At 72.6% G+C, this 22,542-nt stretch carries 22 protein-coding genes and 1 pseudogene; 11 read left to right on the top strand and 12 right to left on the bottom strand.

The window, feature by feature from the left end; translation table 11 throughout:
• Positions 1 to 86 precede the first annotated feature (86 nt).
• Both ACIQNG_RS09945 and ACIQNG_RS09950 read left to right on the top strand, forming a co-directional pair.
• Positions 87 to 1,283: a MalY/PatB family protein gene (locus ACIQNG_RS09945; RefSeq protein ID WP_401483713.1), complete on the top strand. Its 1,197-nt coding sequence runs from the start codon at positions 87 to 89 to the stop codon at positions 1,281 to 1,283.
• Between the two features lie 53 nt (positions 1,284 to 1,336).
• A complete protein-coding gene (locus tag ACIQNG_RS09950) occupies positions 1,337 to 1,726 on the top strand; it encodes a PPOX class F420-dependent oxidoreductase (RefSeq protein WP_401483715.1) in 390 nt (129 codons plus the stop codon).
• 7 nt (positions 1,727 to 1,733) lie between these two features.
• On the opposite strand, the gene ACIQNG_RS09955 is transcribed toward ACIQNG_RS09950, so the two are convergent.
• Both ACIQNG_RS09955 and ACIQNG_RS09960 read right to left on the bottom strand, forming a co-directional pair.
• The gene (locus ACIQNG_RS09955; RefSeq protein WP_401431823.1) at positions 1,734 to 2,147 is read right to left on the bottom strand and encodes a Zn-ribbon domain-containing OB-fold protein; all 414 of its coding nucleotides are present in this window, start codon (positions 2,145 to 2,147) and stop codon (positions 1,734 to 1,736) included.
• Positions 2,148 to 2,413: 266 nt separating this feature from the next.
• Positions 2,414 to 3,151, bottom strand: coding sequence for a TetR family transcriptional regulator (locus ACIQNG_RS09960; RefSeq protein WP_401483717.1), 738 nt, complete (start codon positions 3,149 to 3,151; stop codon positions 2,414 to 2,416).
• Between the two features lie 144 nt (positions 3,152 to 3,295).
• Between ACIQNG_RS09960 and ACIQNG_RS09965 the strand changes: the two genes are divergently transcribed.
• Positions 3,296 to 4,123, top strand: coding sequence for a hypothetical protein (locus tag ACIQNG_RS09965; protein ID WP_401483719.1), 828 nt, complete (start codon positions 3,296 to 3,298; stop codon positions 4,121 to 4,123).
• A gap of 64 nt (positions 4,124 to 4,187) precedes the next feature.
• Here the strand turns inward: ACIQNG_RS09965 and ACIQNG_RS09970 are convergent, their stop codons facing one another.
• The 3 genes from ACIQNG_RS09970 to ACIQNG_RS09980 all read right to left on the bottom strand — a co-directional run bounded on the left by ACIQNG_RS09970 (position 4,188) and on the right by ACIQNG_RS09980 (position 6,907).
• The gene (locus ACIQNG_RS09970) at positions 4,188 to 4,565 is read right to left on the bottom strand and encodes a hypothetical protein (RefSeq protein WP_401431832.1); all 378 of its coding nucleotides are present in this window, start codon (positions 4,563 to 4,565) and stop codon (positions 4,188 to 4,190) included.
• A gap of 358 nt (positions 4,566 to 4,923) precedes the next feature.
• Positions 4,924 to 5,838 (bottom strand): MurR/RpiR family transcriptional regulator, encoded by a 915-nt coding sequence (locus tag ACIQNG_RS09975; protein ID WP_401483722.1) that lies wholly within the window; start codon positions 5,836 to 5,838, stop codon positions 4,924 to 4,926.
• A 166-nt stretch (positions 5,839 to 6,004) separates the two neighbouring features.
• Positions 6,005 to 6,907, bottom strand: coding sequence for an SDR family NAD(P)-dependent oxidoreductase (locus ACIQNG_RS09980; RefSeq protein ID WP_401483724.1), 903 nt, complete (start codon positions 6,905 to 6,907; stop codon positions 6,005 to 6,007).
• Positions 6,908 to 6,988: 81 nt separating this feature from the next.
• Between ACIQNG_RS09980 and ACIQNG_RS09985 the strand changes: the two genes are divergently transcribed.
• The 3 genes from ACIQNG_RS09985 (at position 6,989) to ACIQNG_RS09995 (ending at position 11,077) form a co-directional block, all read left to right on the top strand.
• A complete protein-coding gene (locus ACIQNG_RS09985) occupies positions 6,989 to 7,723 on the top strand; it encodes a TetR family transcriptional regulator (RefSeq protein ID WP_401483726.1) in 735 nt (244 codons plus the stop codon).
• 217 nt (positions 7,724 to 7,940) lie between these two features.
• Positions 7,941 to 8,738: a beta-phosphoglucomutase family hydrolase gene (locus ACIQNG_RS09990; protein WP_401483728.1), complete on the top strand. Its 798-nt coding sequence runs from the start codon at positions 7,941 to 7,943 to the stop codon at positions 8,736 to 8,738.
• Positions 8,735 to 11,077, top strand: coding sequence for a glycoside hydrolase family 65 protein (locus ACIQNG_RS09995; protein WP_401483730.1), 2,343 nt, complete (start codon positions 8,735 to 8,737; stop codon positions 11,075 to 11,077). Before ACIQNG_RS09990 ends, ACIQNG_RS09995 begins: the two co-directional genes overlap by 4 nt.
• Positions 11,078 to 11,104: 27 nt before the next feature.
• Here the strand turns inward: ACIQNG_RS09995 and ACIQNG_RS10000 are convergent, their stop codons facing one another.
• Positions 11,105 to 11,506 carry an NUDIX domain-containing protein gene (locus ACIQNG_RS10000; protein ID WP_401431852.1) on the bottom strand — a complete coding sequence of 134 codons (402 nt, stop codon included), beginning with the start codon at positions 11,504 to 11,506 and terminating at the stop codon, positions 11,105 to 11,107.
• Positions 11,507 to 11,672: 166 nt separating this feature from the next.
• Here ACIQNG_RS10000 and ACIQNG_RS10005 point away from each other — a divergent pair, with 166 nt between their 5' ends.
• A complete protein-coding gene (locus tag ACIQNG_RS10005; RefSeq protein ID WP_401483732.1) occupies positions 11,673 to 12,689 on the top strand; it encodes a lysylphosphatidylglycerol synthase domain-containing protein in 1,017 nt (338 codons plus the stop codon).
• 89 nt (positions 12,690 to 12,778) lie between these two features.
• Positions 12,779 to 13,636 carry a proteasome subunit beta gene (gene prcB / locus ACIQNG_RS10010; protein ID WP_401431856.1) on the top strand — a complete coding sequence of 286 codons (858 nt, stop codon included), beginning with the start codon at positions 12,779 to 12,781 and terminating at the stop codon, positions 13,634 to 13,636.
• 18 nt (positions 13,637 to 13,654) lie between these two features.
• Here prcB and ACIQNG_RS10015 read toward each other — a convergent pair whose 3' ends face one another.
• The 5 genes from ACIQNG_RS10015 to ACIQNG_RS10035 form a co-directional block, all read right to left on the bottom strand.
• Positions 13,655 to 14,371 (bottom strand): Type 1 glutamine amidotransferase-like domain-containing protein, encoded by a 717-nt coding sequence (locus ACIQNG_RS10015; RefSeq protein ID WP_401431858.1) that lies wholly within the window; start codon positions 14,369 to 14,371, stop codon positions 13,655 to 13,657.
• 20 nt (positions 14,372 to 14,391) lie between these two features.
• Complete coding sequence (locus ACIQNG_RS10020; RefSeq protein WP_401431861.1) at positions 14,392 to 15,345, bottom strand: hypothetical protein; 954 nt, start codon at positions 15,343 to 15,345, stop codon at positions 14,392 to 14,394.
• 11 nt (positions 15,346 to 15,356) lie between these two features.
• The gene (locus ACIQNG_RS10025) at positions 15,357 to 16,829 is read right to left on the bottom strand and encodes an APC family permease (protein WP_401431864.1); all 1,473 of its coding nucleotides are present in this window, start codon (positions 16,827 to 16,829) and stop codon (positions 15,357 to 15,359) included.
• A gap of 414 nt (positions 16,830 to 17,243) precedes the next feature.
• Positions 17,244 to 18,647 carry a Si-specific NAD(P)(+) transhydrogenase gene (sthA, locus tag ACIQNG_RS10030; protein ID WP_401483736.1) on the bottom strand — a complete coding sequence of 468 codons (1,404 nt, stop codon included), beginning with the start codon at positions 18,645 to 18,647 and terminating at the stop codon, positions 17,244 to 17,246.
• An 81-nt stretch (positions 18,648 to 18,728) separates the two neighbouring features.
• Positions 18,729 to 18,935, bottom strand: a complete 207-nt coding sequence (locus ACIQNG_RS10035) for a hypothetical protein (RefSeq protein WP_401483738.1) — start codon at positions 18,933 to 18,935, stop codon at positions 18,729 to 18,731.
• A 485-nt stretch (positions 18,936 to 19,420) separates the two neighbouring features.
• On the opposite strand from ACIQNG_RS10035, the gene ACIQNG_RS10040 reads away from it, so the two are divergent.
• The gene (locus ACIQNG_RS10040) at positions 19,421 to 20,323 is read left to right on the top strand and encodes a GNAT family N-acetyltransferase (protein ID WP_401483740.1); all 903 of its coding nucleotides are present in this window, start codon (positions 19,421 to 19,423) and stop codon (positions 20,321 to 20,323) included.
• A gap of 244 nt (positions 20,324 to 20,567) precedes the next feature.
• Here the strand turns inward: ACIQNG_RS10040 and ACIQNG_RS10045 are convergent, their stop codons facing one another.
• Positions 20,568 to 21,455: a Gfo/Idh/MocA family protein gene (locus ACIQNG_RS10045; RefSeq protein ID WP_401483743.1), complete on the bottom strand. Its 888-nt coding sequence runs from the start codon at positions 21,453 to 21,455 to the stop codon at positions 20,568 to 20,570.
• A 268-nt stretch (positions 21,456 to 21,723) separates the two neighbouring features.
• Here ACIQNG_RS10045 and ACIQNG_RS10050 point away from each other — a divergent pair.
• Positions 21,724 to 22,050 (top strand): annotated as a pseudogene (locus tag ACIQNG_RS10050) (ATP-binding cassette domain-containing protein); the annotation flags it as partial.
• 242 nt (positions 22,051 to 22,292) lie between these two features.
• Entirely contained in the window at positions 22,293 to 22,541 is a 249-nt protein-coding gene (locus tag ACIQNG_RS10055) for a DUF5133 domain-containing protein (RefSeq protein ID WP_401431915.1), read from the top strand.
• Position 22,542 lies beyond the last annotated feature (1 nt).

Below are 22,542 nucleotides of genomic sequence, written 5' to 3' on the forward strand. Positions count from 1 at the left end.
GCCCCGGACCGGCCGACCGCGCTCCCGCCCCGTTCGCCCCCTGCGTCCCGTTCCGGGTGGCGGGTCGGCCGCCTATCTTGGGCCTCATGACCAGGAACCCGCACGCACCGTCCGGTGAGCCGAACCCCTTGCGCGCCCTCACCCTGGACCGGCTCCGATGTCGTACGAGCATGAAATGGCGCACCTACCCGGAGGATGTGCTGCCGCTGTGGGTGGCCGAGATGGACGTGCCGCTCGCCGAACCCGTCGTCCGCGCGCTCACCGACGCCCTCGCGCTCGGCGACACCGGATATCCGGCGGGGAGCGCGTACGCGCGGGCGCTCGGCGCGTTCGCGGAGAAGCGGTGGGGCTGGGACGGACTCGCGGTCGAGCGCAGCGCGATCGTGCCCGATGTGATGCTGGGCGTGGTCGAGATGCTCAGGCTGGTGACCGGCCCGGGGGACGCGGTGGTGGTCAACCCCCCGGTGTACCCGCCGTTCTACCAGTTCGTGCAGCACATGGACCGGCGGATCGTCGAGGCCCCGTTGGGGGAGGGGGAGGGGGCGGGGGAGGGACTGCGGATCGACCTCGGCGTCCTGGAAGAAGCGTTTCAGCAGGCCGTCGTGGGCGGGGCACGCGCCGCCTATCTGCTGTGCAGCCCGCACAACCCGACCGGGACCGTGCACACCGCCGCCGAACTCTCCGCCGTCGCCGCGCTCGCCGAGCGGTACGGGGTGCGGGTGGTCGCCGACGAGATCCACGCCCCGGTCGTGGCGGGCGGCACGGACTTCGTGCCGTATCTGAGCGTGCCGGGCGCCGAACGCGGGCTGTCGTTGATGTCCGCCTCCAAGGCGTGGAACCTCGCCGGACTGAAGGCCGCCCTCGCGCTCGCCGGGCCGGGTGCCGCCGCCGATCTGGCCCGGCTGCCCGAGGAGGTGAGCCATGGGCCGAGCCACCTCGGGGTCATCGCGCACACCGCCGCGCTGCGCGACGGCACCGCCTGGCTGGACGCCCTGCTGACCGGTCTGGACGACAACCGCCGGCTGCTCGCCGCCCTGCTGGCCGAGGAGGTGCCCGAGGTGCGGTACCGGCCGGGCCGGGCCACGTATCTGGCGTGGCTGGACTGCCGGGCGCTGGGCCTCGGCGACGATCCCGCCGAGGTCTTCCTGGAGCGCGGCAGGGTGGCCCTCAGCTCCGGCATCCCGTTCGGCACGGGCGGCGCGGGACACGTACGGCTCAATCTGGCGACCTCGCCGGAGGTGCTGGGGGAGGCGGTACGGAGGATGGCGAGCGCGGTGCGCTGAGCCCGGCCGCGCCCGCGGCCCCACCACCACCCCGCCCGTCTACACTGCCCGCCATGGACACCACGACCGCCCGCCTGGCCGAGGGCCAGTACCTGCTGATCACCAGCTATCGGAAGAACGGCACGTCGGTGGCCACACCGGTGTGGGTGGTGGGGGACGGCGACGCCCTGGGCGCGTGGACGGTCAGCGACTCCTGGAAGGTCAAGCGGATCCGCAACCGTGCCGACGTGCTGGTCGGCGCGTGCGATGTGCGCGGCAACCCGAAGGGCGAGCAGGCCCCGGCGACCGCGGAGATCTGCGACGCGGAGACCACTGCCCGCTATCGGCGGCTGCTCGCGCGCAAGTACGGCGTCATGGGCCGGCTCGTTCTGCTCGGCAGCAGGCTGCGGCGCGGGGCCGACGGCACGGTCGGCATCAGGATCACCTTGACCTCCGGCGGCTGAGGGGGCATCAGGTCCAGGCCCGGTAGGGCTCGTCCACCAACTGGAAGACGGGCTCACCGCGGACCGGGTCCTTCGCCGTGGACAGCCGTACCCGGTCGCCGCTGTGGATGCCGATGGGCGGCCCGATCACCCGGCCGCGGACGACGAACCCCTCCGCCATCTCGATCAGCGACACATTGCGCGCGGCGGGCGAGTTGCGGTGCACCACCGTGGTGTGCCGGACCGTGCCGGTGCCCGTGCTGCGCTCGGTGCGCAGATCGCTGCCCTGGCAGACCGGGCACAGCAGACGGTGGTACATCGCGGTCCCGCACCAGTCGCAGCGCTGGAAGAGGATCGCCTCCCCCTCCGGGGCCTGCGGGTCGAGAGTCCCCGCCGCGAAGCCCGTGGTCTGCTGCGCGAGGCTTCCTGAGTGGTGGTACACGCTGGTCAACTCCCTGCGCTCGGCCGGAAATCCCGCGTGCGCGGCTCACCGCGCCCGCTCGTGCGCGGTCCGTCGTGCCACCGTGCACGGGCATCAGGGTATGGCACTCAGTGTCAGTCGTAAAGGTACTGCGTACCCTGAACGTGGACGACTTCCCTGCCGTCCGGAACGGCCGCCGGCGACGGGTATCAGGGGCGGCTGTGAGTGGCCGGCGTCAGGGGCGGGTGTGCGTGGCGCGTGCCAGTGACGGCTGTGGGCGGCGGGCGTCAGCGACGGACGTCAGTGGCGAGTGTCGTCTCGATCTCCTGCACCACCCGCCACAGCGGCGCCCCGCGCCGGGACACCACGACCACCACGTCCTCCGGCCCCTCGTCCACCGGCTGCCCCGCGGGCGTCCCGAACGCCGACTGCACCAGCCCCAGCGCGTGATCCACCGCCGCGTCGGCGTCGGACCGCCCGTCCGCACGCAGCCAGGACCGCAGCGCGTTGTTGTGCGCCGCGACCACCGCCGCCGCGATCACGTCGGCCCGCAGGGTGCCGTCCCGCCGGCGGGCGAAGCGGTCGCGCAGATAGTCGGCCAGGGCCCGCTCGTAGCGCCACACCACCGACAGTTCGTAGGTGCGCAGTCCGGGCACCTGCTTGGTGAGCCGGTAGCGCTGCACCGAGAAGGTCGGGTTCTCGGCGTACATCCGCAGCACCAGACGGGCCGCGTCGCACACCCGCCGCACCGGCTCGTCCCCGGGGTCGCTCGCGGCCAGGAACTCCGTCATGTCGGCCAGGCAGCGCTCGTGGTCGGGGAAGACCACGTCCAGTTTCGACGGGAAGTAGCGGAAGAAGGAGCGCCGCCCGACCCCGGCGAGCGCCACGATGTCGTCGACCGTGGTCTCCTCGTACCCCCGCTCCAGGAAGAGCTGGAAGGCCGCGGCGACCAGGGCGTCCCGCATGGGCGGCTTCGTGGCGGCGGCCTCGGCCTGCTCGCCGTGATCGGCAGTGCTGGAGCTCATGGACGGGAACGTAGCACCAGATCCGCGCGCATGGCACTCAGTGCTGTGGAAACAGGGAACTGAGTGCATTCGTCGTACGGTCGTTCGGGCTAGTCTTGCTTCCCTGCGGCACAAAGCCCCAGGCAGCAGCGTGAGGAGTCCAGAATGTCCGGTGCCCGGCCCCGACTGCTCTATGTGACAGATCTGGCCTACGAGGCACGCGGGCGACGGTACGGCGACGAGGACATCCGGCTCACCGCACGGCTCCGCGAGGACTTCGACCTGGCACTGTGCCACCCGCGTGACACCGTCGCCCTCATGGACGCCTTCGACGCGGTCGTCCTCCGCAACAGCGGTCCCGTGCTCGGGTACCGGAGCGCCTACGGCACCTTCCGCGCCCACGCGCTGGCGACCGGCGCCCGCGTCTACAACCAGCTCACCGGGCGGGCCGACATGGCGGGGAAGGGGTATCTGGTGGAGCTGAGCGCGGCCGGGTTCCCGGTCATCCCGACCGTCGACCGCGCGCGGGACCTGGGACGGCTCCCGGCGGCGGACCGGTATGTCGTGAAGCCGGTGCTGGGCGCCGACTCCATAGGGCTGCGGATCGTCGGCCCCGACGCGCTGGACGGGGTGGCCGACGGCACCGTCCTGGTCCAGCCGCACATCGACTTCGCCTACGAGGTGTCCTTCTACTACGTGGACACCGACTTCCAGTACGCCCTCCACGCCCCCGACCCCGCCCGGCGCTGGGAACTCACCCGCTACGAACCCACCCCCCGGGACCTGGAGTTCGCCCGCCGCTTCATCGACTGGAACACCGTCGAGCACGGCATCCAGCGGGTGGACGCCTGCCGGGCGCCCGACGGCGAACTGCTGCTGGTCGAGTTGGAGGACCTCAACCCGTATCTGTCGCTGGACGCCCTGCCCGCCGCCCGGCAGGAGGAGTTCATCACGGCGATGAGGGCCTCGCTGCGCCGACTGCTCTCCGCATGAGCGGCGCCGGGGGCGGTGAGGTGCTGCTGGGACGGTGAGGTGCTGCCCCGACCGTGCCCTGGGGTCAGCGGAGGTTGTGCTCGGCCAGCGCCCGGCTCACCGCGCGGATGCTGCGCGCGATGTGCTGCAACTGGAGGATCTCGGCGGCGTACAGCCTGATGGTGTGCTCGATGACCGACTCCGGCACCCCGAGGCGCGGCAGATCGGCCCGCGCGGTCTGCAACGCCGTACGCACCACCCGCACCTCCTGCTGCACCTGAAGCTCCGCGTGCCGGGCGAGCAGCACCGGGTGGCGGATCAGCGCCGGATATCCGGCGTACCGCGCGGGCACCAGATCGCGCAGCCACCGGGCTGCCGAGCGCTCCCAGTCGTAGCTGCCGGGGATCTTGACCTGGCGCGGCCAGTCCGGATGGGTTCGCGGGTACGTCAGTGACATGGTCATCGCTTCCGGGTGGACGGCGGCTCAGGATCGGTCCGACGGTTGGGCGGCCCCGGCCTAGGGGATGACCGGGGCCGCCGCGGGCGCACGCGCAGGTGACGCCCGACCGAACATCCCGGGTCCCGGCGTGGGTAGGGAACGCCGGTCCAGGATGTCCGAGATGGAGCCCTTGAAGGGCTGGCGTGGCCCGCGCGACGGTTCAGGCATGTGCGCATGGGCGGAACGTCTGCTCTCTGCGGGCGGTGTGGGATCCGCCGGTGTGGGATCCGCAAGAAGTATTTATATATGCCGATCGGTTTTCAAGGCGTATGAAAACATTCATCTGTGCTGTGTATTCCTGGTGAGGAGAAACGGTCCGCCGTCAGTCCCGCAGGAAGAACTGGTGCTGGTCGGAGATCTGCTCGTACTCGTCGAGCCGGGCCTGGGTGCGCTCCGGGTCCGCGTCCGTCATCGCCTGGAGCACCGCGGCGGCCAGCAGCCCGGGCGCCGCGTACGAGTCGAAGACCAGCCGTGACCCGGTGCCGGTGGCGAAGGTGACATCGGCCTCGTCGGCCACCGCGCCGAGCGCGAGATCGGTGATCAGCGCGACCCGCAGCCCGGCGCCGCGCGCCACCCGGACCGCCGCGAGGGTCTCCTGCGCGTGCCGGGGCATCGAGAAGGCCAGCACCCAGGAGCCGCCGGCCTCGTACGACTGGAGCAGCGCGTCGTACGCCGTGCTGCCGCCCCGGGTCACCAGCCGCACATCCGGGTGGATCCGGCGCGCGGCATAGGCGAAGTACTCGGCGAGGGAGGCGGAGATCCGCAGTCCGAGGACGGTCAGCGGGGTCGACGCGGACAGTTCGCGGCCCACGTGGATCACCTGGTCCGGGTCGGCGAAGTCGCGGCGCAGGTTCTCCAGGTTCTCGATCTCGGCGTCCACCGCGGACTGGAGTTCATTGCCCCGGTTCTCCTCGGCGCCGCCGGAGATGCTGCCGAGGGCGATCGCCTGGAGCTTCTCCCGTAGCGCCGGGTAACCGGTGAAGCCGACGGCGGCGGCGAACCGGGTCACCGAGGGCTGGCTGACGCCCACCCGGTCGGCGAGATCCGTGATGGACAGGAAGGCCGCCTCGGGGAGGTGCTCGATCAGATACTGGGCGATCCGGCGGTGTCCGGGGGAGAGCCGGTGGCGTTCGAAGAGCGTCCTGAGCTGGGAGACCGGCGCCGCCTCGGCCTCCGGCCCCGCCTTCCCCGAGGTGATCGCGGATGCCTGTGCGCGTGCCTGCTGGGGCGTGGGCACCGGTACGCCTCCTTCGCTACCGCCGGACGTTCAACATAGCTCACGGAACGTGGCGGTCAGGCGGGTGCGGAGGGGGCCGGGACGGGTGGGGGAGGAGGGCGCCAGGAGGGCGTACGGCCGCCTGGCGGGGCCCCCTTCACCGACCGCGGGCGGGCGCCGGTCCGGGCTACGGGCGGGCCGGTTCGGCCGGGTAGTCCCGGCCGAAGTCGGCCGAGACGCTGACCGGCTCCCAGACGGCGGCCTCGGCGAGCTGCCCCTGTGAGTACGTCCGCGCCATCTCGGCGGCGCCGGCCCCGAGGATCAGGTGCGTGGGCGGGGCCGGGTCCTTGACGACCCGGACCAGGATCTCGCCCGCCCGGTCGGGGTCACCCTCGGTGGCGACCGATCCGCCGAGGAAGCGGACCATCTCGCCGACCGTGGCCTCGTACTCCGACGGCACCTCCGGGACCCGCATCGAGGATCCGGCCCAGTCGGTGGCGAAGCCGCCCGGTTCCACGACCAGGTACCTGATCCCGAACGGCGCGGTCTCGGCGGCCAGGACCCGGGTGAAGCCGTCCACCGCGAACTTGGCCGCCTGGTACGAGCCGAGACCGGGGGTGCCGCCGACCCGGCCGCCGATGGAGGAGAACTGCACGATGGTGCCGCCGCCCTGGGCCCGGAGCACGGGGAGGGCGGAGACCGAGACGTTGTAGACGCCCCAGAAGTTGGTGTCGAACTGTCGGCGGAAGTCGTCCTCGGGGGTGGTCTCGACCGCGGCGAGATTCGCGTATCCGGCGTTGTTGACCACGACGTCCACCCGGCCGAACCGGTCGGTCGCCGCCCGCAGGGCCGTCACCGCCGCGGCCCGGTCGGTCACGTCCAGGGCGACGGGGAGCACCCGCTCTCCGTACTGCCGCACGAGGTCGGCGAGCTGTTCCGGCCGGCGGGCCGTGGCCGCGACGTGGTCACCGGCCTCCAGGGCGGCGACCGCGAGACTGCGGCCGAAGCCGCGGGAGGACCCCGTGATGAACCAGGTCTGCGGCTCGGTCGGGGAGTGCGTCTGGGTGGGAGTCTGCGACTGTGCTGTCATAGTTCTAGCGAAACACGGTTGCGCTAATACCGCAACCCCGTTGTGCTATTAAGAAAACAGGGTTGTGCTACCGTCGCGGCCATGGAGGCAGCAGGTCCCCGGCGCGCCCGCAGCGTGGCCGCCAAGCAGGAGCGGGAGCGGGCGATCCTCGACGCCGCCCGCGCCCTCGGCACCGAGCGCAGCGTGCGCGAGGTGACGCTCACGGACATCGCGGCGGCCGTCGGCCTGCACAAGTCCGCGATGCTGCGCTACTTCGAGACTCGCGAGCAGATCTTCCTCGCGCTCACCGCCGAGGGCTGGCGGGAGTGGTCGGCCGCGCTGCGCGGCGCCCTCGAAGCACCGGCCGAACCCACACCTGAGCCCGCGCCCGGTCCCGCCCCCGCACCTGGTCCCGCCCCCGCACCCACAGCCGCGCCCGCCCCCGCACCCGGTCCCGCCCCCGGGGCCGTCGCCGCCGTACTCGCCCGCTCGCTCGTGGACCGGCCGTTCTTCTGCGACCTGCTGGCCCAGGCGCCGCTGAACCTGGAGCGCAATGTCTCCCTCGACGCCGCCACCGCCTTCAAGAAGGTCGTCCTCGCCGAGGTCGCCGAGGTGCGGACCGTCCTGTGCGACCTGCTCGGCGTCACCGAGCGGCAGGCCGTCGACGTGATCTCCACGGCCACCGGCATGGCGGGCGCCCTCTGGCAGATGGCCGCGCCCGGCAGCCGACTGCGCGAGCTGTACGAGACCCACCCCGAACTCGCCCACGCGGTGGTCGAGGTGGAGCCCCAGCTGACCCGGATCCTGACCGCGCTGCTGACGGGAATGCGAAGCTGAGGGAGCGCCCCTCCCGACTCCGTCGGCCGAGGGGGGGAAGGAGCCCACCGCGAGGAAAGGACCGTGCCACCGCGCCGGCCGTCACGGCCCTGAGCCGCCCAGCGGCCTCCCCGTACCACCCTCACCGCACCCCGGACCACCCCCCAAGTCCATGAAGTACACCCGTTGTGGCCCGTCGTGCCCGCATCGGACGGCCCGTAGCGGGGACGATGTGACCATGACGCAGCTCGGTCTTCCCGAAACCATCCAGGTCTGCCTCTTCGATCTAGACGGCGTCGTCACCAAGACGGCGGTCGTGCACGCCGCCGCGTGGAAGGAGACCTTCGACGCCTTCCTGCGCGAACGCGACGGCGCCGGCTTTCGGCCCTTCGACGCGCACGCCGACTACGGCGAGTACGTGGACGGCCGTCCGCGCGCCGACGGCGTCCGCACCTTCCTCGCCTCGCGCGGCATCGAACTGCCCGAGGGGGACCCGGGCGACCCGCCCGACGCGCAGACCGTCAACGGAGTCGGCAACCGCAAGAACGAGCTGGTCCTGGAGAAGATCCGCACCGGCGGCATCGAGCCCTACGACGGCACCCTGCGCTACATCGAGGCGGCCCGCGCCCAAGGGCTGCGCACCGCGATCGTCTCCTCCAGCGCCAACGCCCGCGACGTGCTGCGCGCCATCGGCGCCGAGGCCCTCTTCGACGTCCGGATCGACGGAGTGGTGGCCGCCGAGCGGGGCCTGCCGGGCAAGCCGCGGCCCGACACCTTCCTCGCCGCCGCGGCCGACCTGGGAGCCGAACCGAAACAGGCGGCCGTGTTCGAGGACGCCCTCGCGGGGATGGACGCGGGCCGCTCCGGGCACTTCGGGTACGTCGTCGGCCTGGACCGGGTCGGACAGGGTGAGGCCCTCTACGCGCACGGCGCGGACATCGTGGTCGAAGACCTCGCCGACCTGGGCGGGGCGGCACAGGACAGAACGGCACCGGGCAGTGCGGCACAGGACGAGGACGAGGGGGACCACACGTGATAAGCAACCGGTCGTACACCGTGGAACCGTGGACCGTGCGGGAGACCTCGCTCGGACTCGACGTGCTCGCGCAGAGCGAGTCCGTGTTCGCCCTCTCCAACGGCCATGTCGGCTGGCGCGGCAACCTGGACGAGGGCGAGCCGCACGGACTGCCCGGCTCCTACCTCAACGGCGTCCACGAGGTGCACCCACTGCCCTACGCCGAGGCGGGCTACGGCTACCCGGAGTCCGGCCAGACCGTCATCAACGTCACCAACGGCAAGGTCGTACGGCTGCTGGTGGACGACGAACCGTTCGACCTCCGCTACGGCCGCCTCGTCGCCCATGAACGCACCCTCGATCTGCGCCGGGGCGTCCTGGAGCGGATCTGCGAGTGGACCAGCCCGGCCGGCTCCACGATCCTCGTGCGCTCCACCCGGCTCGTCTCGCTCACCCAGCGGGCCATCGCCGCCGTCGCCTACGAGATCGAGCCCGTCGACAGCAGGGTCCGGGTGGTGATCCAGTCCGAGCTGGTCGCCAATGAGAGCCTCCCGGCGGCCGACGGCGACCCCCGGGCCGCGATCACCCTCAAGTCGCCCCTCGCGCAGGAGGAGCACTTCGCCTCCGGGAACCGGCTGCGGCTGGTGCACCGCACCCGCAACAGCGGCCTGCGGGTCGCCGTCGCCGCCGACCATGTGGTGACCGGCCCCGAGGGCACCGCCACACACAGCGAGAGCGACATCGACGTGGCCCGGCTGACCGTCACCTCCGTCCTGGAGCCCGGCCAGCGGCTGCGGCTGGAGAAGACCGTCGCGCACGGCTGGTCCGGCACCCGCTCCCGCCCCGCCATGAGCGCCCAGGTCGAGGCCGCCCTCGCCGCCGCGGCCCACAGCGGCTGGACCGGCCTCATCGAGGAACAGCGCGCCCACCTGGACGACTTCTGGGACCGCGCGGACGTCGAGGTCGACGGTGACGAGGAGATCCAGCAGGCCGTACGGTTCGCCCTCTTCCACGTCATGCAGGCCGGTGCCCGCGCCGAACAGCGCGCCATCCCCGCCAAGGGCCTCACCGGCTCCGGCTACGACGGCCACGCCTTCTGGGACACCGAGACCTTCGTCCTGCCCCTGCTCACCTACACCGAGCCCGACGCCGTCGCCGAGGCGCTGCGCTGGCGGCAGAACACCCTGCCCGCCGCCCGGGAACGCGCCGCCCAGCTCGGACTGCGCGGCGCCTCCTTCCCCTGGCGCACCATCGAGGGCTCGGAGGGCTCCGCCTACTGGCCCGCGGGCACCGCCGCCTTCCATGTCAACGCCGACATCGCCGACGCCGTCGTACGGTACGTGGCCGCCACCGGCGACACCGCCTTCGAGCGGGACACTGGCGTGGAACTGCTGGTGGAGACCGCCCGTCTGTGGCGCTCGCTCGGCCACCACGACGCGCACGGCGCCTTCCACATCGACGGGGTCACCGGACCCGACGAGTACAGCGCGGTCGCCGACGACAACACGTACACCAACCTCATGGCCCGGGCGAACCTGCGCGCCGCCGCCGAGGTGGTGGAACGCCACCCCGAACAGGCCGCGCGGCTCGGCGTCGACGCCGAGGAGGGCGCCGCCTGGCGGGACGCCGCCGAGTCGGTGCACATCCCGTACAACAGGGCGCTCGGCGTGCACGAGCAGCACGAGGGCTTCACCCGCTACCAGCGCTGGGACTTCGACAACACCCGCCCCGACCAGTACCCGCTGCTGCTGAACTTCCCGTACTTCGACCTCTACCGCAAACAGGTCGTCAAACAGGCCGACCTGGTCCTCGCCATGTACACCTGCGACGGCTACTTCGACGAGGCGCACATCGCCCGCAACTTCGCCTACTACGAGCCGCTCACCGTGCGCGACTCGTCCCTGTCCGCCTGCACCCAGGCCGTCATCGCCGCCCGCGCCGGCCATCTCGATCTCGCCTACGCCTACACGGCCGAGGCCGCGCTGATGGACCTGCACGACCTGGAGCACAACACCCGCGACGGACTGCACATCGCGTCCCTGGCCGGTACCTGGATGGCCCTCGTCGCCGGGTTCGGCGGACTGCGCTCCGGCAACGGCACCCTGCGGTTCGCACCCCGGCTGCCCGAACGGTTCAGCCGGCTCGCCTTCAGCCTCCAGGTCCTCGGCCGCCGGCTGCGCGTGGAGATCACCCACGAGAAGGCGACCTACGCGCTGCAGTCCGGGGAGCCGCTGCGGATCGCCCACCACGGCGAGGCGGTCACCCTCAGCACCGACGGCCCCGCCGTCCGCCCGGTGCCCGCCGTACCCGACCGCCCGGCCCCCGGCCAGCCCCGCCACCGCGCCCCCGGCGCCCACTGAGGGACCGGGGCCGGGGCGCGCCCCGGGTCAGTCGAGAGCGCCGTCGGCCCGCAGCATCGGCAGCACATGGTCGTGCACCGCCGGAGCGAGCCGTACGTCGCTCTCGCGGCCCGAGATCCAGCGCATCCGGGCCAGCTCGGCGGCCGGGCGGGGCACCCCGTCGACGTCGGCGGCGTACAGCGTCAGACGCATCGGCACGCCCTCCAGCGCCGCCACCGAATCGACCTCCGCGAGCAGCCGCGGCGCCACCGGCCGCACCCCCAACTCCTCGGCCAGCTCACGCTCCAGCGTGACCTCCGGCGGTTCGCCCGCGTCCGGCTTGCCGCCCGGCAGATAGAACACGTCCGGCGCGGCCCGCTTGCTCACGACCAGCAGCCGCCGCTCCCGCACGATCGCCGCGGCCACCACCGCCAGAGGGGTAACAGTCATGCCCCCGAGTCTCCCAGCCCCGCTCCGGTACCCGTCAGGAGGGTGCCGGACCGCAGGACCCGCCCGCCCGGGGCGCCGTCAGGCGGACGGCCGTACGGGATCTGCGCGACGCGCCGGGGCGGGTTAGCTTTTCCATGACCCGGCGAGCGCGGCGGAGGGCGAGACGATGGCCGAACCCGTCCCGCACCCGGCGATCCCCGAAGCGCCCACGGTCCCACCCGGCCCGGCACCTCCCGCACTCCCGCGGCCACCCGCCCCGCCCGCCCTGCGCCCCGCCTCCTGGCACACCGCGCTCAGCCTGGTCGTTCTCCTCGCCGCGGCCTGGGTCGCCTGGCGGCACTGGCCGGTGCTGGAGCGCGGCGCGGTCCGGCTCGCCGGCGCCGACCGCGGCTGGCTGCTGGTCGGCGCCACCGCCACCCTCGGCACCTGGATGTGCGCGGCCCTCGCCCAGCAGGGCGCGGTGCCCCAGAGCCTGCCCGCGCGGCGCCTGGTGGCCGCCCAGTTCGCCGCCTCCGCCGCCAACCAGATCCTGCCCGCGGGGCTCGGCGCGGGCGCGGTCATTCTGCGCTTCCTGATGCGCTGCGGACTCCCGGCCGCCCGTTCCGTCTCCGCCATCGCCGTCAAGGCCACCGCGGGCGGTGTCGGCCGCGCCGCCCTGATCTGCGCCCTCGCCCCCGGCCTCCCCGGACTGCTGCACGTACGCACCCCGCAGATCCCCGCCACCGCCGTGGCCGTCGCCCTCGTGCTGACGGCGCTGCTGGCCGCCGTACCCTTCACCCCGCTGTGGGCGCGCTGCCGCCGGGCGCTCGCGGCGACCGCCGCCGACATCAGGGCCGTCCACACCCGCCCCCGGCGCGCGGCGGCCCTGTGGGGCGGCTCGCTCGCCTTCGCCGCGCTGCACGCGCTCGTCCTCATCGCCGTCACCCAGGCCGTCGAACTGCCCCTGCCCCCGGCCCGCGTGGCGCTGCTCTACCTGGCCGCCAGCGTCGCCGCCGCGCTGCTCCCCACGCCCGGCGGCCTCGGCTCCCTCGACGCGGCCCTGCTCCTCGGGCTCACCCTCGCCGGAGCGACCGCCGCCCTCGCCGCCACCGCCGTCCTCGGCTACCGCCTGCTGACCGTGTGGCTGCCGCTGCTTCCGGGGCTGCTGGTACTGGGGATACTGATGCGGCGGAAAGCGGTGTGAGCGCGAACCCGGCGTTTCCCGCCGGGCCCCCTCTGGTAGGAGTGCCTTGTGACATCGCCCGTCACAGCGTCGTGCGAGGGGGAGGCCAGATGCGGGGCAGCAGCCGGAGCAGTGCGGGTCGTCTGGGGGAGGAGTTCTTCACCACGGGGTCGTCGTTCAGCGGGTTCCTCGCCGCCCACCGTCCGGAACTCCTCCCGACCACCCCGCCCCTCCCGGACGGCATGCGGGTGCCGCCCGACCGCTTCCCGCACGGCACGACCGTCCTGGCCCTCACCTACGCCGACGGCGTCCTGATCGCCGGTGACCGCAGGGCCACCATGGGCCATGTCATCGCCCAGCGCGACCTGGAGAAGGTCCACCCGGCCGACGACCACACGGCCATCGCCTTCGCGGGCACCGTGGGGCTGGCCGCCGACATGGTGAAGCTCTACCAGGTCGAGCTGACCCACTTCGAGAAGGTCGAGGGCACGCCCATGACCCTCGACGCGAAGGCGAGACGGCTCGCCGGAATGCTCCGCCAGAACCTCGGCCAGGCCATGCAGGGCCTCGCCGTGGTCCCCCTGCTCGCGGGCTACGACGTCCACGCCCCGGAGGACCGCAGGGGCCGGATCTTCGGCTTCGACGTGGCCGGCGGCGTCTACGAGAAGACCGACTTCTACGCCGAGGGCTCCGGGTCGCCCTACGCGCGCGGCGCGCTGAAGAAGCTGTACCGGCCCGCGCTGGCCCGGCGCGAGGCGGTCCTGGTCGCGCTGCACGCCCTGTTCGACGCGGCCGACGACGACTCCGCGACCGGCGGCCCCGACCTCGGGCGCCGGATCTTCCCGGTCGTCTCCCTGCTCACGGCGGACGGCTTCGAACGGGTCGCGGAGGACGAGACGGCCGGGCTGAGCCAGGAGATGGTCGACCAGCGCGGGATCCGCCCGGACGGGCCGCCCGCCACGGAGTGACCCGGCGGGTGTCCGGCGTCAGCCCTGCTTGAGCAGCCGGATCTCCATCGCCCGCTCCTCGACCCCGCCCCGCCCGTCGGGCTCCACGTGGTACACGTTGGCCCCCGGCAACCGGGTCACCGCCTCGGTGAACACCCCGTCCGTGAACAGCGCGCCCACGCCGTCGTCCAGGGCCCAGCCCGCCGGGAGGTCGCCTCCGGCCACGGCACGGCGGTAGGACGGGCGGCGGCCCGGCTCGCTGTCGTAGTGCGGACACACCGAGCCGGACAGCAGGCCCAGACCGTCGGGGAGGAAGGTCAGCGGGCCGAAGGAGTCGGTGTGCGAGCCCTCGGCCCAGCAGTTGGCGCCCGCGCTGATCCCGCACAGCAGCGCGCCCCGCTCGTACGCCTCGGCCAGCAGGGTGTCCACGCCGTGCGTCCGCCACACGGCGAGCATGTTGGCGGTGTTGCCGCCCCCGACGTACACGATGTCCTGGGCGAGGAGGTACGCCCGCAACCCGGCGTCGTCCAACTCGCGCTTGAACAGCGACAGCACGGTCGGCTCGCAGTCACGCGGCCCGAAGCACTCCAGGAACCTCTCGCCGTAGCCCGCCGGGTCGCCGCTGGCCGTCGGCAGGAAGCAGACCCGGGGCCGGGGCCCGGCCATGGCGAGCAGCCAGTCGTCGAGGAGCATGTCGTCGTCCCGTGAGAAGCCTCCGCCCAGCAGGGCGATACGGCGCGGGGCGGTGACGGTCACAGGCGGCCTCCTCGGAGCGGTCACAGACGCAGATGACTGCGCCATCTCACAATCTCATGGGCCGGATCACCGATGTAGGACCAGGGGGTTCGGGTGGACCGGCGGCCCATCATGCTCAGCAGCGCCACGGCGATCTCCGGGGTCCCGGCCAGACAGGCGGCGTGGGCCAGGTAGTTGAGGTCACGCAGTTCGCAGGGCGCGATGGCGTGGTCCGTGCGGCCGAGGATCCAGCGGTGCCAGGTGCGCCGTACGTCGCTCACCGCGCCGTCGTGGTCCCAGTGCTGCCCGACCCCGATCGCGGACCGCTGCCCGTGCGTGCCCCCGAGGACGGAGCGGAACTCCTCCACGCGCGCGTACTGCACCAGCACCGGCAGCGCGCAGCCCGGCGGGGCGATTCCGGCGGCGTCGCGGGCGAAGTCGTACATCAGGCCGTGGGAACCGTGCCAGCGGGACGAGTAGTAGTGCAGCACCTGGAGGTGGCCCTCCACGCTGTACGGATCGCGCCGGTGCAGTTCGTCCCACCAGCGGGCCAGTTCACGGCGGCGCACCCCGCTGGGGTAGAGCCGGGCGACGGAGATCAGGGAGATCCAGGGCGTCGGGTCCTGCGGGCACGCCTCGGCCGCGGTCAGACAGGCGGTGACGGCGGTGTCGATCCGGGTCTGGTCGATCGGCACGCCCCGCCCGGCGGCGATCGCCAGATTGAAGGCGCGGGCGGTGTCGGTCGCGGCGTGCAGCACCAGCGCGTCGCCGGAGTGCGGTTCGGCGGCGAGCCACGACTCGACGGTGGAACTGCCCGCGCCCGCCTGTGCCAGGGTGCGGATCCGGTGCCCGCGCACGGCCCAGTCGGGGCCGGTCGAGCGCAGCAGCTCACGCAGCCCCTGCCAGCGGCCGATGGCGATGTCATGGCGGGCGGCGGTGAGTTCGGCGTCCCCGCAGTCGGGGTCGAAGTCGGGGGTGAAACGGTCTCGGGCCATCGGGCGCTCGCTCAGAAGTCGGTGGGGTGGCCCTCATGGACACCGGAGGGGACCGCGCTACGCCCCCCGGGGACGTAGTCGGAGCGCACGGCGCGGCTGGCGTCCAGCGCGGCCGGCCGGTAGTAGTCGCTGCCCCGGCTCCAGTACCAGAACATCGGCACCAGCCCCACCGCGAGCCCGCCGACACCCATCGCGATCGCCGGGGCGCTCAGCTCACCCAGCGACTCGACGAAGATCCAGAACATAAAGAGCGAACCGAGCAGCGGCCACAGTCCGCCCAGCACGAACCGCTTGGGAGAGGTGAGCAGTGTCCTGCGGTACGCGACGACCGCGGCGAGGCCCGCGAGCCCGTAGTAGACGGCGATCTGGAGCCCCATCGCGGAGATGGCGTCGCCCAGGATCTCACCGACCGAGCCGAGCGCGTTGGACGCGACGAGCAGGACCAGCGCGACCGTGCCGACCACGACGACGGCCACCCAGGGGGTGTTCCAGCGCCGGTGCACCCGGCCGAGCACGGCGGGCATCGTACGGTCCCGGCCCATCGCGAACAGCGAGCGGGTGACCTGGATGAGTGTGGTCTCCAGGGTGGCGATGGTGGACAGCATCACGGCGACGATCAGCAGTTTGCCGCCCGGCCCCGGCCAGATCTCCTCGCCCAGGACGCCCAGCACATTGGCGCCGTTGTCGGCGATCTGCCGCTCGGTCAGCACGATGTTCACCATGACGGTGAACGACACGAACAGCAGGAAGACGACGCCCAGTGCGATGATCCCGGCGAGCCCGGTGGTGCGGCGGCTGTCGCGGGTCTCCTCGCTGAGGTTGCTGGCGACGTCCCAGCCCCAGTAGTAGAAGGCGGCCACCAGCGCGCCCGCCGCGAAGCCCGCGGACCCGTCGAAGTGCGAGAAGCCCAGCCAGGACCAGTCGAAGGAACGGGCGTGGTCGGTGTGGAAGAGGGCGAGCACCAGGAACAGGGCCAGGATCGCCAACTCCACACCCGACATGAGCAGTTGTGCCCGTACGGTGAGCCGGGCACCGCCCAGCACCACCAGCAGCATGACGAGGAACCAGCCCGCGCCGACCGCGGTGGCCAGTGCGGTGTTCTGCGCGAGGGAGTCGTCGAAGAGCGCCAGCGTCAGCGCCCCGGCGGGCAGTGAGCCGGCCACCATGAAGATCGTCGCCGACACCACGAGCGCCCAGCCGCTGAGGAAGCCCAGGAACGGATGGAGCGTGCGGCCCACCCAGGAGTAGCTCGCGCCCGCGTTCACATCGATCCGGTTGAGCTGGCTGAACGCGAGGGCGATGCCCAGCATCGGGATCGCGCAGTACAACAGCGCCGCCGGGCTTGCCAGTCCGACCGCCCCGACCAGTACGGCCGTGGTCGCGGCGAGCGAGTACGCCGGTGCACTGCCGGCGACGGCCATGACCACGGTGTCGAACATGCCGAGGGCGCCGGGCTGCAGCCCTCTGCCACTGCTCTTGCTCATGTAGCGCTGCTTTCCGACTTGCACGACGCAAGGGCGGCCTGGCCCTGGCGGCGTAGGGGGGTGGGGGGTGTGAATCCGCCGTCGGCCAGGGAGGGTTGACCTCCGGGGCAGGGTGGCGGGAGGCGTGGAGGGTGCGTCCTGCCACCGTGTGGGCGGCCGGTCACGCCGTGTGTGCGAGTGATGATAGCCCTCGACGCGGACCTTTCAAGATTGACCAGCGGATAATGTCCGCCCTGCGCGAAACACCTGGCGGAGCACCAGATTCCGCTCTTCGGAAAGGCCCGTTCGGGGATATGGCACGGTCATTTTTTGACCGTACGACGGCGTCATGAGCGCGCTTTTGCCCGTGGGGTGACGTCGTACGGTGCTGTTGTGGTCGTACGGTGCCGATGCGTGATGTGTTGGTGGTGGGGCTCAGTCGGCGATGTGGTCGATCTGGCGCAGTTTGTTGGTGGCGTCGAGGGCGGCGACCTTGTAGGACTCCGCGAGCGTCGGGTAGTTGAAGACCGCGTCCACCAGATAGTCGACCGTGCCGCCGCAGCCCATCACCGACTGGCCGATATGAATCAGCTCGGTGGCACCGGAGCCGAAGCAGTGCACCCCGAGCAGGGTGCGGTCCTCCGGGGACACCAGCAGCTTCAGCATGCCGTGCGCGTCCCCGATGATCTGCCCGCGCGCCAGCTCCCGATAGCGCGAGACACCGACCTCGAACGGCACCCGGTCCTCGGTCAGCTGGTCCTCGGTGCGGCCGACGAAGCTGATCTCCGGGATGGTGTAGATACCGATCGGCTGGAGGTTGTGCATCGGCCCGACGGGCTCCCCGCACGCGTGGTAAGCGGCCACCCGCCCCTGTTCCATCGAGGTCGCGGCGAGTGCCGGGAAGCCGATGACATCGCCGACGGCGTAGATGTGCGGCACCTCGGTCCGGTAGTTCTCGTCCACCGTGATCCGGCCGCGCGGGTCCGCCGAGAGCCCCGCCTTCTCAAGGTCCAGGTCGTCGGTCATGCCCTGGCGTCCGGCCGAGTACATCACGGCGTCCGCCGGGATCTTCTTGCCGCTCTCCAGCACGGTCAGCGCGCCGCGCGCATGCCGCTCGACGGCCGCCACGGTCTCCCCGAACCGGAAGGTCACCGCCAGATCCCGCAGGTGGTACTTGAGTGACTCCACGACCTCCACATCACACATGTCGAGCATCGCGGGCCGCCGCTCCACGACGGTGACCTTGCTGCCGAGCGCGGCGAACATCGACGCGTACTCCATGCCGATCACGCCGGCCCCGACGATCACCATGGACCGGGGCACCCGCTCCAGCGACAGCACGTCGTCGGAGTCCATGATCGTACGGCCGTCGAACTCGACGCTGCCCGGGCGGGCCGGCCGGGTCCCGGGAGCGAGCACGATGTGCTCGGCGGTGAGCAGCCGCTCCTGACCGTTCGTCTCGGTCAGCGCGAGCGTGTGGGGGTCGGCGAAGCGTCCGGTGCCCGCGTACAGGGACACCTGGTTGCGGGTGAGCTGGTTGCGGATGACATCGACCTCGCGGCTGACCACATGCTGGGTGCGGGCGGTCAGATCGGCGACGGTGATGTCCTCCTTCACCCGGTAGCTCTGGCCGTACAGATCGCGCTGGGAGAGGCCGGTGAGGTAGAGGACCGCCTCGCGCAGGGTCTTGGAGGGGATGGTGCCGGTGTGCAGGGAGACACCGCCGACCCGGTCGGGGCGGTCGATGACGGCGACCCGGCGGCCGAGCTTGGCGGCGGCGATGGCGGCCTTCTGACCGCCGGGACCTGAACCGATGACGAGTATGTCGAAGTCGGGCATCCTCCGGAGTCTGTCAGCCCGAACGGGCCGCGCGGAAGGGAAAACCGGGAACGGGCCCGGCGCCCGCGGTCGGAACGGGCGTCAGGGGAGCAGCTTGTCGACGGCCGCGGGACCTTCCTGCGCCAGCTTGCGCCGCGCCCAGTCCAGGGTGAGCGGGGTGACGTCCTTGCCCGCGGCGAGGACCAGATCCTCGGGCGAGACGTCGGTGCCGGTGCGGGCACGCAGCAGACGGTCGGGGGTGGCGCGGTCCTGGGACGGCCGGGATGCCTCGGACTCTGATGTGGACATGATGGCGGCTCCTCGGGTCCGGGGGCGGAGGGACGCCCCCGCGTGAACACGACAGGTGCATCGGACACGGACACCGGCACGGGGACGGGGACGGGGACGGGGATGGAGACGGGGATGGGGACGAGGACGAGGATGGGGACGGGCATGGATTCCGGGGGCGAGCACGGACATGGACACGGCGGGTGCACCGGTGCACCTGGGTGCGCTCTCCCTCTCACCATTCACCGCCGGGACGCGGTGTGCATCCCGAGCGGCCCCCCCGCCGACCCGCCCCCGGAGATCCGGGTCCGCCCCGGCCGCCGCGAGAAGTCGGTGGACATGATCGAGAGCGGCCCGTTACCGTGTCCCGGCACGCCAGGAGAAGGCCGAAGGAGGTGAGTGCCGTGCAGATCGCCCGACCACAGCGCTCCCTTCCTGTCGCCCCGGCGTGCGACGTCTGATCCGACCGGGAGCGCTCACCGCAGCACGTTTCCCGGAGGAATCCCATGACCGATCCGGTCATCCGCACCCTTGACGAGCGGACCGTCCACCTCTTCGACGCCCTGCCCGACCCGCTCGGCGCCGCCGACACCCACATCCGTACCGTCCACCGGCCCGCCTGGAAGCGGGTGGCCCTGCGCGAGGGCCGGGTGGTCGCCCGAGGCGCCTGGTGGGGCGGCCCCGACGACACCGAGCCGCTCAACCTCAACTGGTTCGACGTGGCCGAGGGCGAGGAGGCGGCCGGCGCCGCCCTGCTGCGCACCGCGCCCTGGCAGGTCGAACTGGAACTGACCCTGCCGAGCGACTGGCGCGAGCACCCGGCCCGGCGCGCGGCGGTCGAGACCCGTTTCGCGGCGGCCGAGCAGGCCGGCTACGAGCATCTGGCCGACCGCTACCTGTACCGCTGGACCCCGGACCTCGGTCTGCCCGAGCGGCCCGGCCGGCTGGTCTTCCGCGGCACGCCGGACGACGCTGTGTTCCTCGACGCCCTGCGCCGCATCCAGTCGGGCACGCTCGACGCGCACGCCCGCCGGGCCATGGGGGAGACCGGTGATGTCGACCGGGCCGCGCGGGAGGAACTGGAGTTCTTCCACTGGCTGCCGTCCCCAAGGGAGTGGTGGCAGGTCGCGTACACCCCCGGGGGCGAGCCGGTCGGGATCCACATCCCGGCGCACAATCCGTCCGGGCCGTGCGTCGGCTTCATCGGTGTCCTGCCCGAGCGGCGCGGACACGGCTACGCGTACGACCTCCTCGCCGAGTGCACCCATTTCCTCGCGGCGCGGGGAGCCGGGTTCATCGCCGCCGCCACGGACCGGGGGAACGTCCCCATGGCCGCGAACTTCCACAGGGCCGGCTACCCGGTGACCAAGGAACGCGTGAACTTCACGCCGCCGTCCCCGAGGCCGTGAACCCGCCCGGCCCCATCTGACCCGGCCACGGCCACGACGTGATCGGATCCGACCCGGTTCCTGCTGCACATCGAGGGGGAGCGGGCGTGGTTCCGGTGGAGCGACGAGCCCTTCGACGACGAGGACGCCGGGGACGACGCCGGGAGCGCCGGGAGTCCCGGGAGCGCCGAAGGGCGGACGGCTGAGGGGGCACCGCCCCAGGCGCTCCAGGGACCCGGGCGCCCCCAGGGCATCCCCAGGTCCTTCAGCCCGCCCGCTCGCCCAGCATCACCTCCGCCTCCGCGAGGATCTCCGTGACGCGCAGGCCGAAGGAGGCGTCGCAGGGGTGCGGTCGCCCCGTCGCGGCGGCGGAGAGCAGGGCGTCGGCGGCACGGGCCAGCGCCGCGACCGCGCTCTCGGAGCTGTCCGGCAGCCGCGTCACCCCGGCCGTGCCGCGCAGCTCGACCTCGGCGCCCGCGGCGGCGGGCGGAGCGGTCAGGCTCAGGGTCAGGGTGCTGGACGCGCCGTCGGCGTGGTCGAGGACGAGCAGGACGGTGTCGCCCGGCCCGTGGGTGGCGGACGTGACCCGCAGCGCGTCCCCGAGGACAGGCAGCAGCACGGACAGGGCGTGCGGGCCGACGTCCCACAGCGCGCCCTTCTCCCGCCGCCAGGCCGACGCGGCGAACGGGCTGTCGCTGCTGAAGACCGACCCGAGCCACTGGGCCCGCGCGAGGAACCAGCCCTCGGTGGCGGCCTGTTCGGCGATCCACGCGTCCGTCTCGGTCTGGAACCGGGCGGTGAAGAACACGACGGAGGCGACCCGGGCCTCCCGCGCCGCCTCGGCCACGGCGCGGGCCTCCGGGACGGTCGCCGCGAGCGGCTTGTCGAGCAGCAGATGGCGGCCCGCCCGCGCCGCCCGCACCGCCAGTTCGGCCTGCACGCGCGGGGGGAGGGCCACGGCGACGGCGTCCACGTCGGCGAGCAGGGTGTCCACATCGTCGTAGGCCCGTACTCCGTGCTGACCGGCCAGTTCCTTGGTCGCTTCGGGACGGCGTCCCCACACGCCGACGAAGTCGAGACCGCTGTGTGCGTCCAGTGCGGGCGCGTGGGCCATCTGTGCCCACGGGCCGGTTCCGAGCAGACCGATGCGCATCCTGCCGCCTCTCCAGTGCCGAGCCCCGAACGGCCGGGTCCACCGGCCAGGGGGAGCGTGTCACACGACCCGGTGACCCGCGCAAGCCCGGTGCACGTCAGGACCGGTACCGGCCGGGGCACGCGCCCCCACACCCACCGCGCACACCCCGGCACCCCCCGCGCACACCCCTGTTCCGCCCGCACGCGCCGCACAGCGCCCGCGCCACGCCAGGACACCCCGGGAGAGGGCTCGGCGGAGGCCCGGCGGAGGCCCTCCGCAGCGCCTCCGGGCCGGCCATCCGGCGGACCACGCCGAGAAGCTGCTGTCCCTGGGCCTGTTCAGCCCGCCCGATCTGCACCGACGGGCCGGGGACCTGTCGTACGGGCAGCGGCGCCGCATCGAGATCGCCCGGCTGGTCAGCGACCCGACGGACCTGCTGCTGCTGGACGAGCCGACCAACCATGTCACCCCCGTCCTGGTCGAGGAGTTGGAACAGGCCCTGCTGGAGTACCGGGGCGCCGTGGTCGTCGTCACCCACGACCGCCGCACGCGCTCCCGCTTCACCGGCAGCCGCCTCACCCTGGACGACGGCCGTGTCATCGAGGCGGCGTGACACCTCCCCCAGGGGGCGGGCCGTCGACCCGCCGTGGATCAGCCAAGTCCGGACCAAGCTTTGGCCAGAGGTTGGTGGCGGGAGAGCCCGAGGTCCGCCGGGCGCCCGGTCCGGAGCCGGCGGGTCACAGCCCGTGACATCGGGGGCGGATTCGGCCAATGAGGCGGTGGGAGGAGAGTGGGATGAATGGTTCGCCATCATCCGGGCATACGCAGCACACAACCTGAGAGAGGGGCATACACGTGCCAGTTCCGGATCCGAAGGCCGTCAGAGAGCTTCTGACCCGTTACGCCGCGTTGCGGATCGCGCAGGCGGAACGGGAACGCCCGGCCGTGAAACGGGAGTTGGCGGACGTGACCGGACGGCTGTGCGAGCTGATGGGCACCGCCGACCTGCCGGAGGCCATTGCCAAGGCGGACGGGCAACTGACCTCCGGCGAGGGCGTACGCCGGGGCGCGGAGGAAGGCAACGGCCTCCCCGTTGCCGTATGAC

It is taken from the genome of Streptomyces sp. NPDC091377 (genome assembly GCF_044757045.1).
Taxonomy (GTDB): domain Bacteria; phylum Actinomycetota; class Actinomycetes; order Streptomycetales; family Streptomycetaceae; genus Streptomyces.

Coding starts and splice junctions, on each gene's coding strand:
- ACIQNG_RS09945 (WP_401483713.1), top strand. CDS start 87: ATGACCAGGAACCCGCACGCACCGTCCGGTGAGCCGAACCCCTTGCGC.
- ACIQNG_RS09950 (WP_401483715.1), top strand. CDS start 1,337: ATGGACACCACGACCGCCCGCCTGGCCGAGGGCCAGTACCTGCTGATC.
- ACIQNG_RS09960 (WP_401483717.1), bottom strand. CDS start 3,151: ATGAGCTCCAGCACTGCCGATCACGGCGAGCAGGCCGAGGCCGCCGCC.
- ACIQNG_RS09965 (WP_401483719.1), top strand. CDS start 3,296: ATGTCCGGTGCCCGGCCCCGACTGCTCTATGTGACAGATCTGGCCTAC.
- ACIQNG_RS09970 (WP_401431832.1), bottom strand. CDS start 4,565: ATGACCATGTCACTGACGTACCCGCGAACCCATCCGGACTGGCCGCGC.
- ACIQNG_RS09980 (WP_401483724.1), bottom strand. CDS start 6,907: ATGACAGCACAGTCGCAGACTCCCACCCAGACGCACTCCCCGACCGAG.
- ACIQNG_RS09985 (WP_401483726.1), top strand. CDS start 6,989: ATGGAGGCAGCAGGTCCCCGGCGCGCCCGCAGCGTGGCCGCCAAGCAG.
- ACIQNG_RS09990 (WP_401483728.1), top strand. CDS start 7,941: ATGACGCAGCTCGGTCTTCCCGAAACCATCCAGGTCTGCCTCTTCGAT.
- ACIQNG_RS10000 (WP_401431852.1), bottom strand. CDS start 11,506: ATGACTGTTACCCCTCTGGCGGTGGTGGCCGCGGCGATCGTGCGGGAG.
- ACIQNG_RS10005 (WP_401483732.1), top strand. CDS start 11,673: ATGGCCGAACCCGTCCCGCACCCGGCGATCCCCGAAGCGCCCACGGTC.
- prcB (WP_401431856.1), top strand. CDS start 12,779: ATGCGGGGCAGCAGCCGGAGCAGTGCGGGTCGTCTGGGGGAGGAGTTC.
- ACIQNG_RS10020 (WP_401431861.1), bottom strand. CDS start 15,345: ATGGCCCGAGACCGTTTCACCCCCGACTTCGACCCCGACTGCGGGGAC.
- ACIQNG_RS10025 (WP_401431864.1), bottom strand. CDS start 16,829: ATGAGCAAGAGCAGTGGCAGAGGGCTGCAGCCCGGCGCCCTCGGCATG.
- sthA (WP_401483736.1), bottom strand. CDS start 18,647: ATGCCCGACTTCGACATACTCGTCATCGGTTCAGGTCCCGGCGGTCAG.
- ACIQNG_RS10035 (WP_401483738.1), bottom strand. CDS start 18,935: ATGTCCACATCAGAGTCCGAGGCATCCCGGCCGTCCCAGGACCGCGCC.
- ACIQNG_RS10040 (WP_401483740.1), top strand. CDS start 19,421: ATGACCGATCCGGTCATCCGCACCCTTGACGAGCGGACCGTCCACCTC.
- ACIQNG_RS10045 (WP_401483743.1), bottom strand. CDS start 21,455: ATGCGCATCGGTCTGCTCGGAACCGGCCCGTGGGCACAGATGGCCCAC.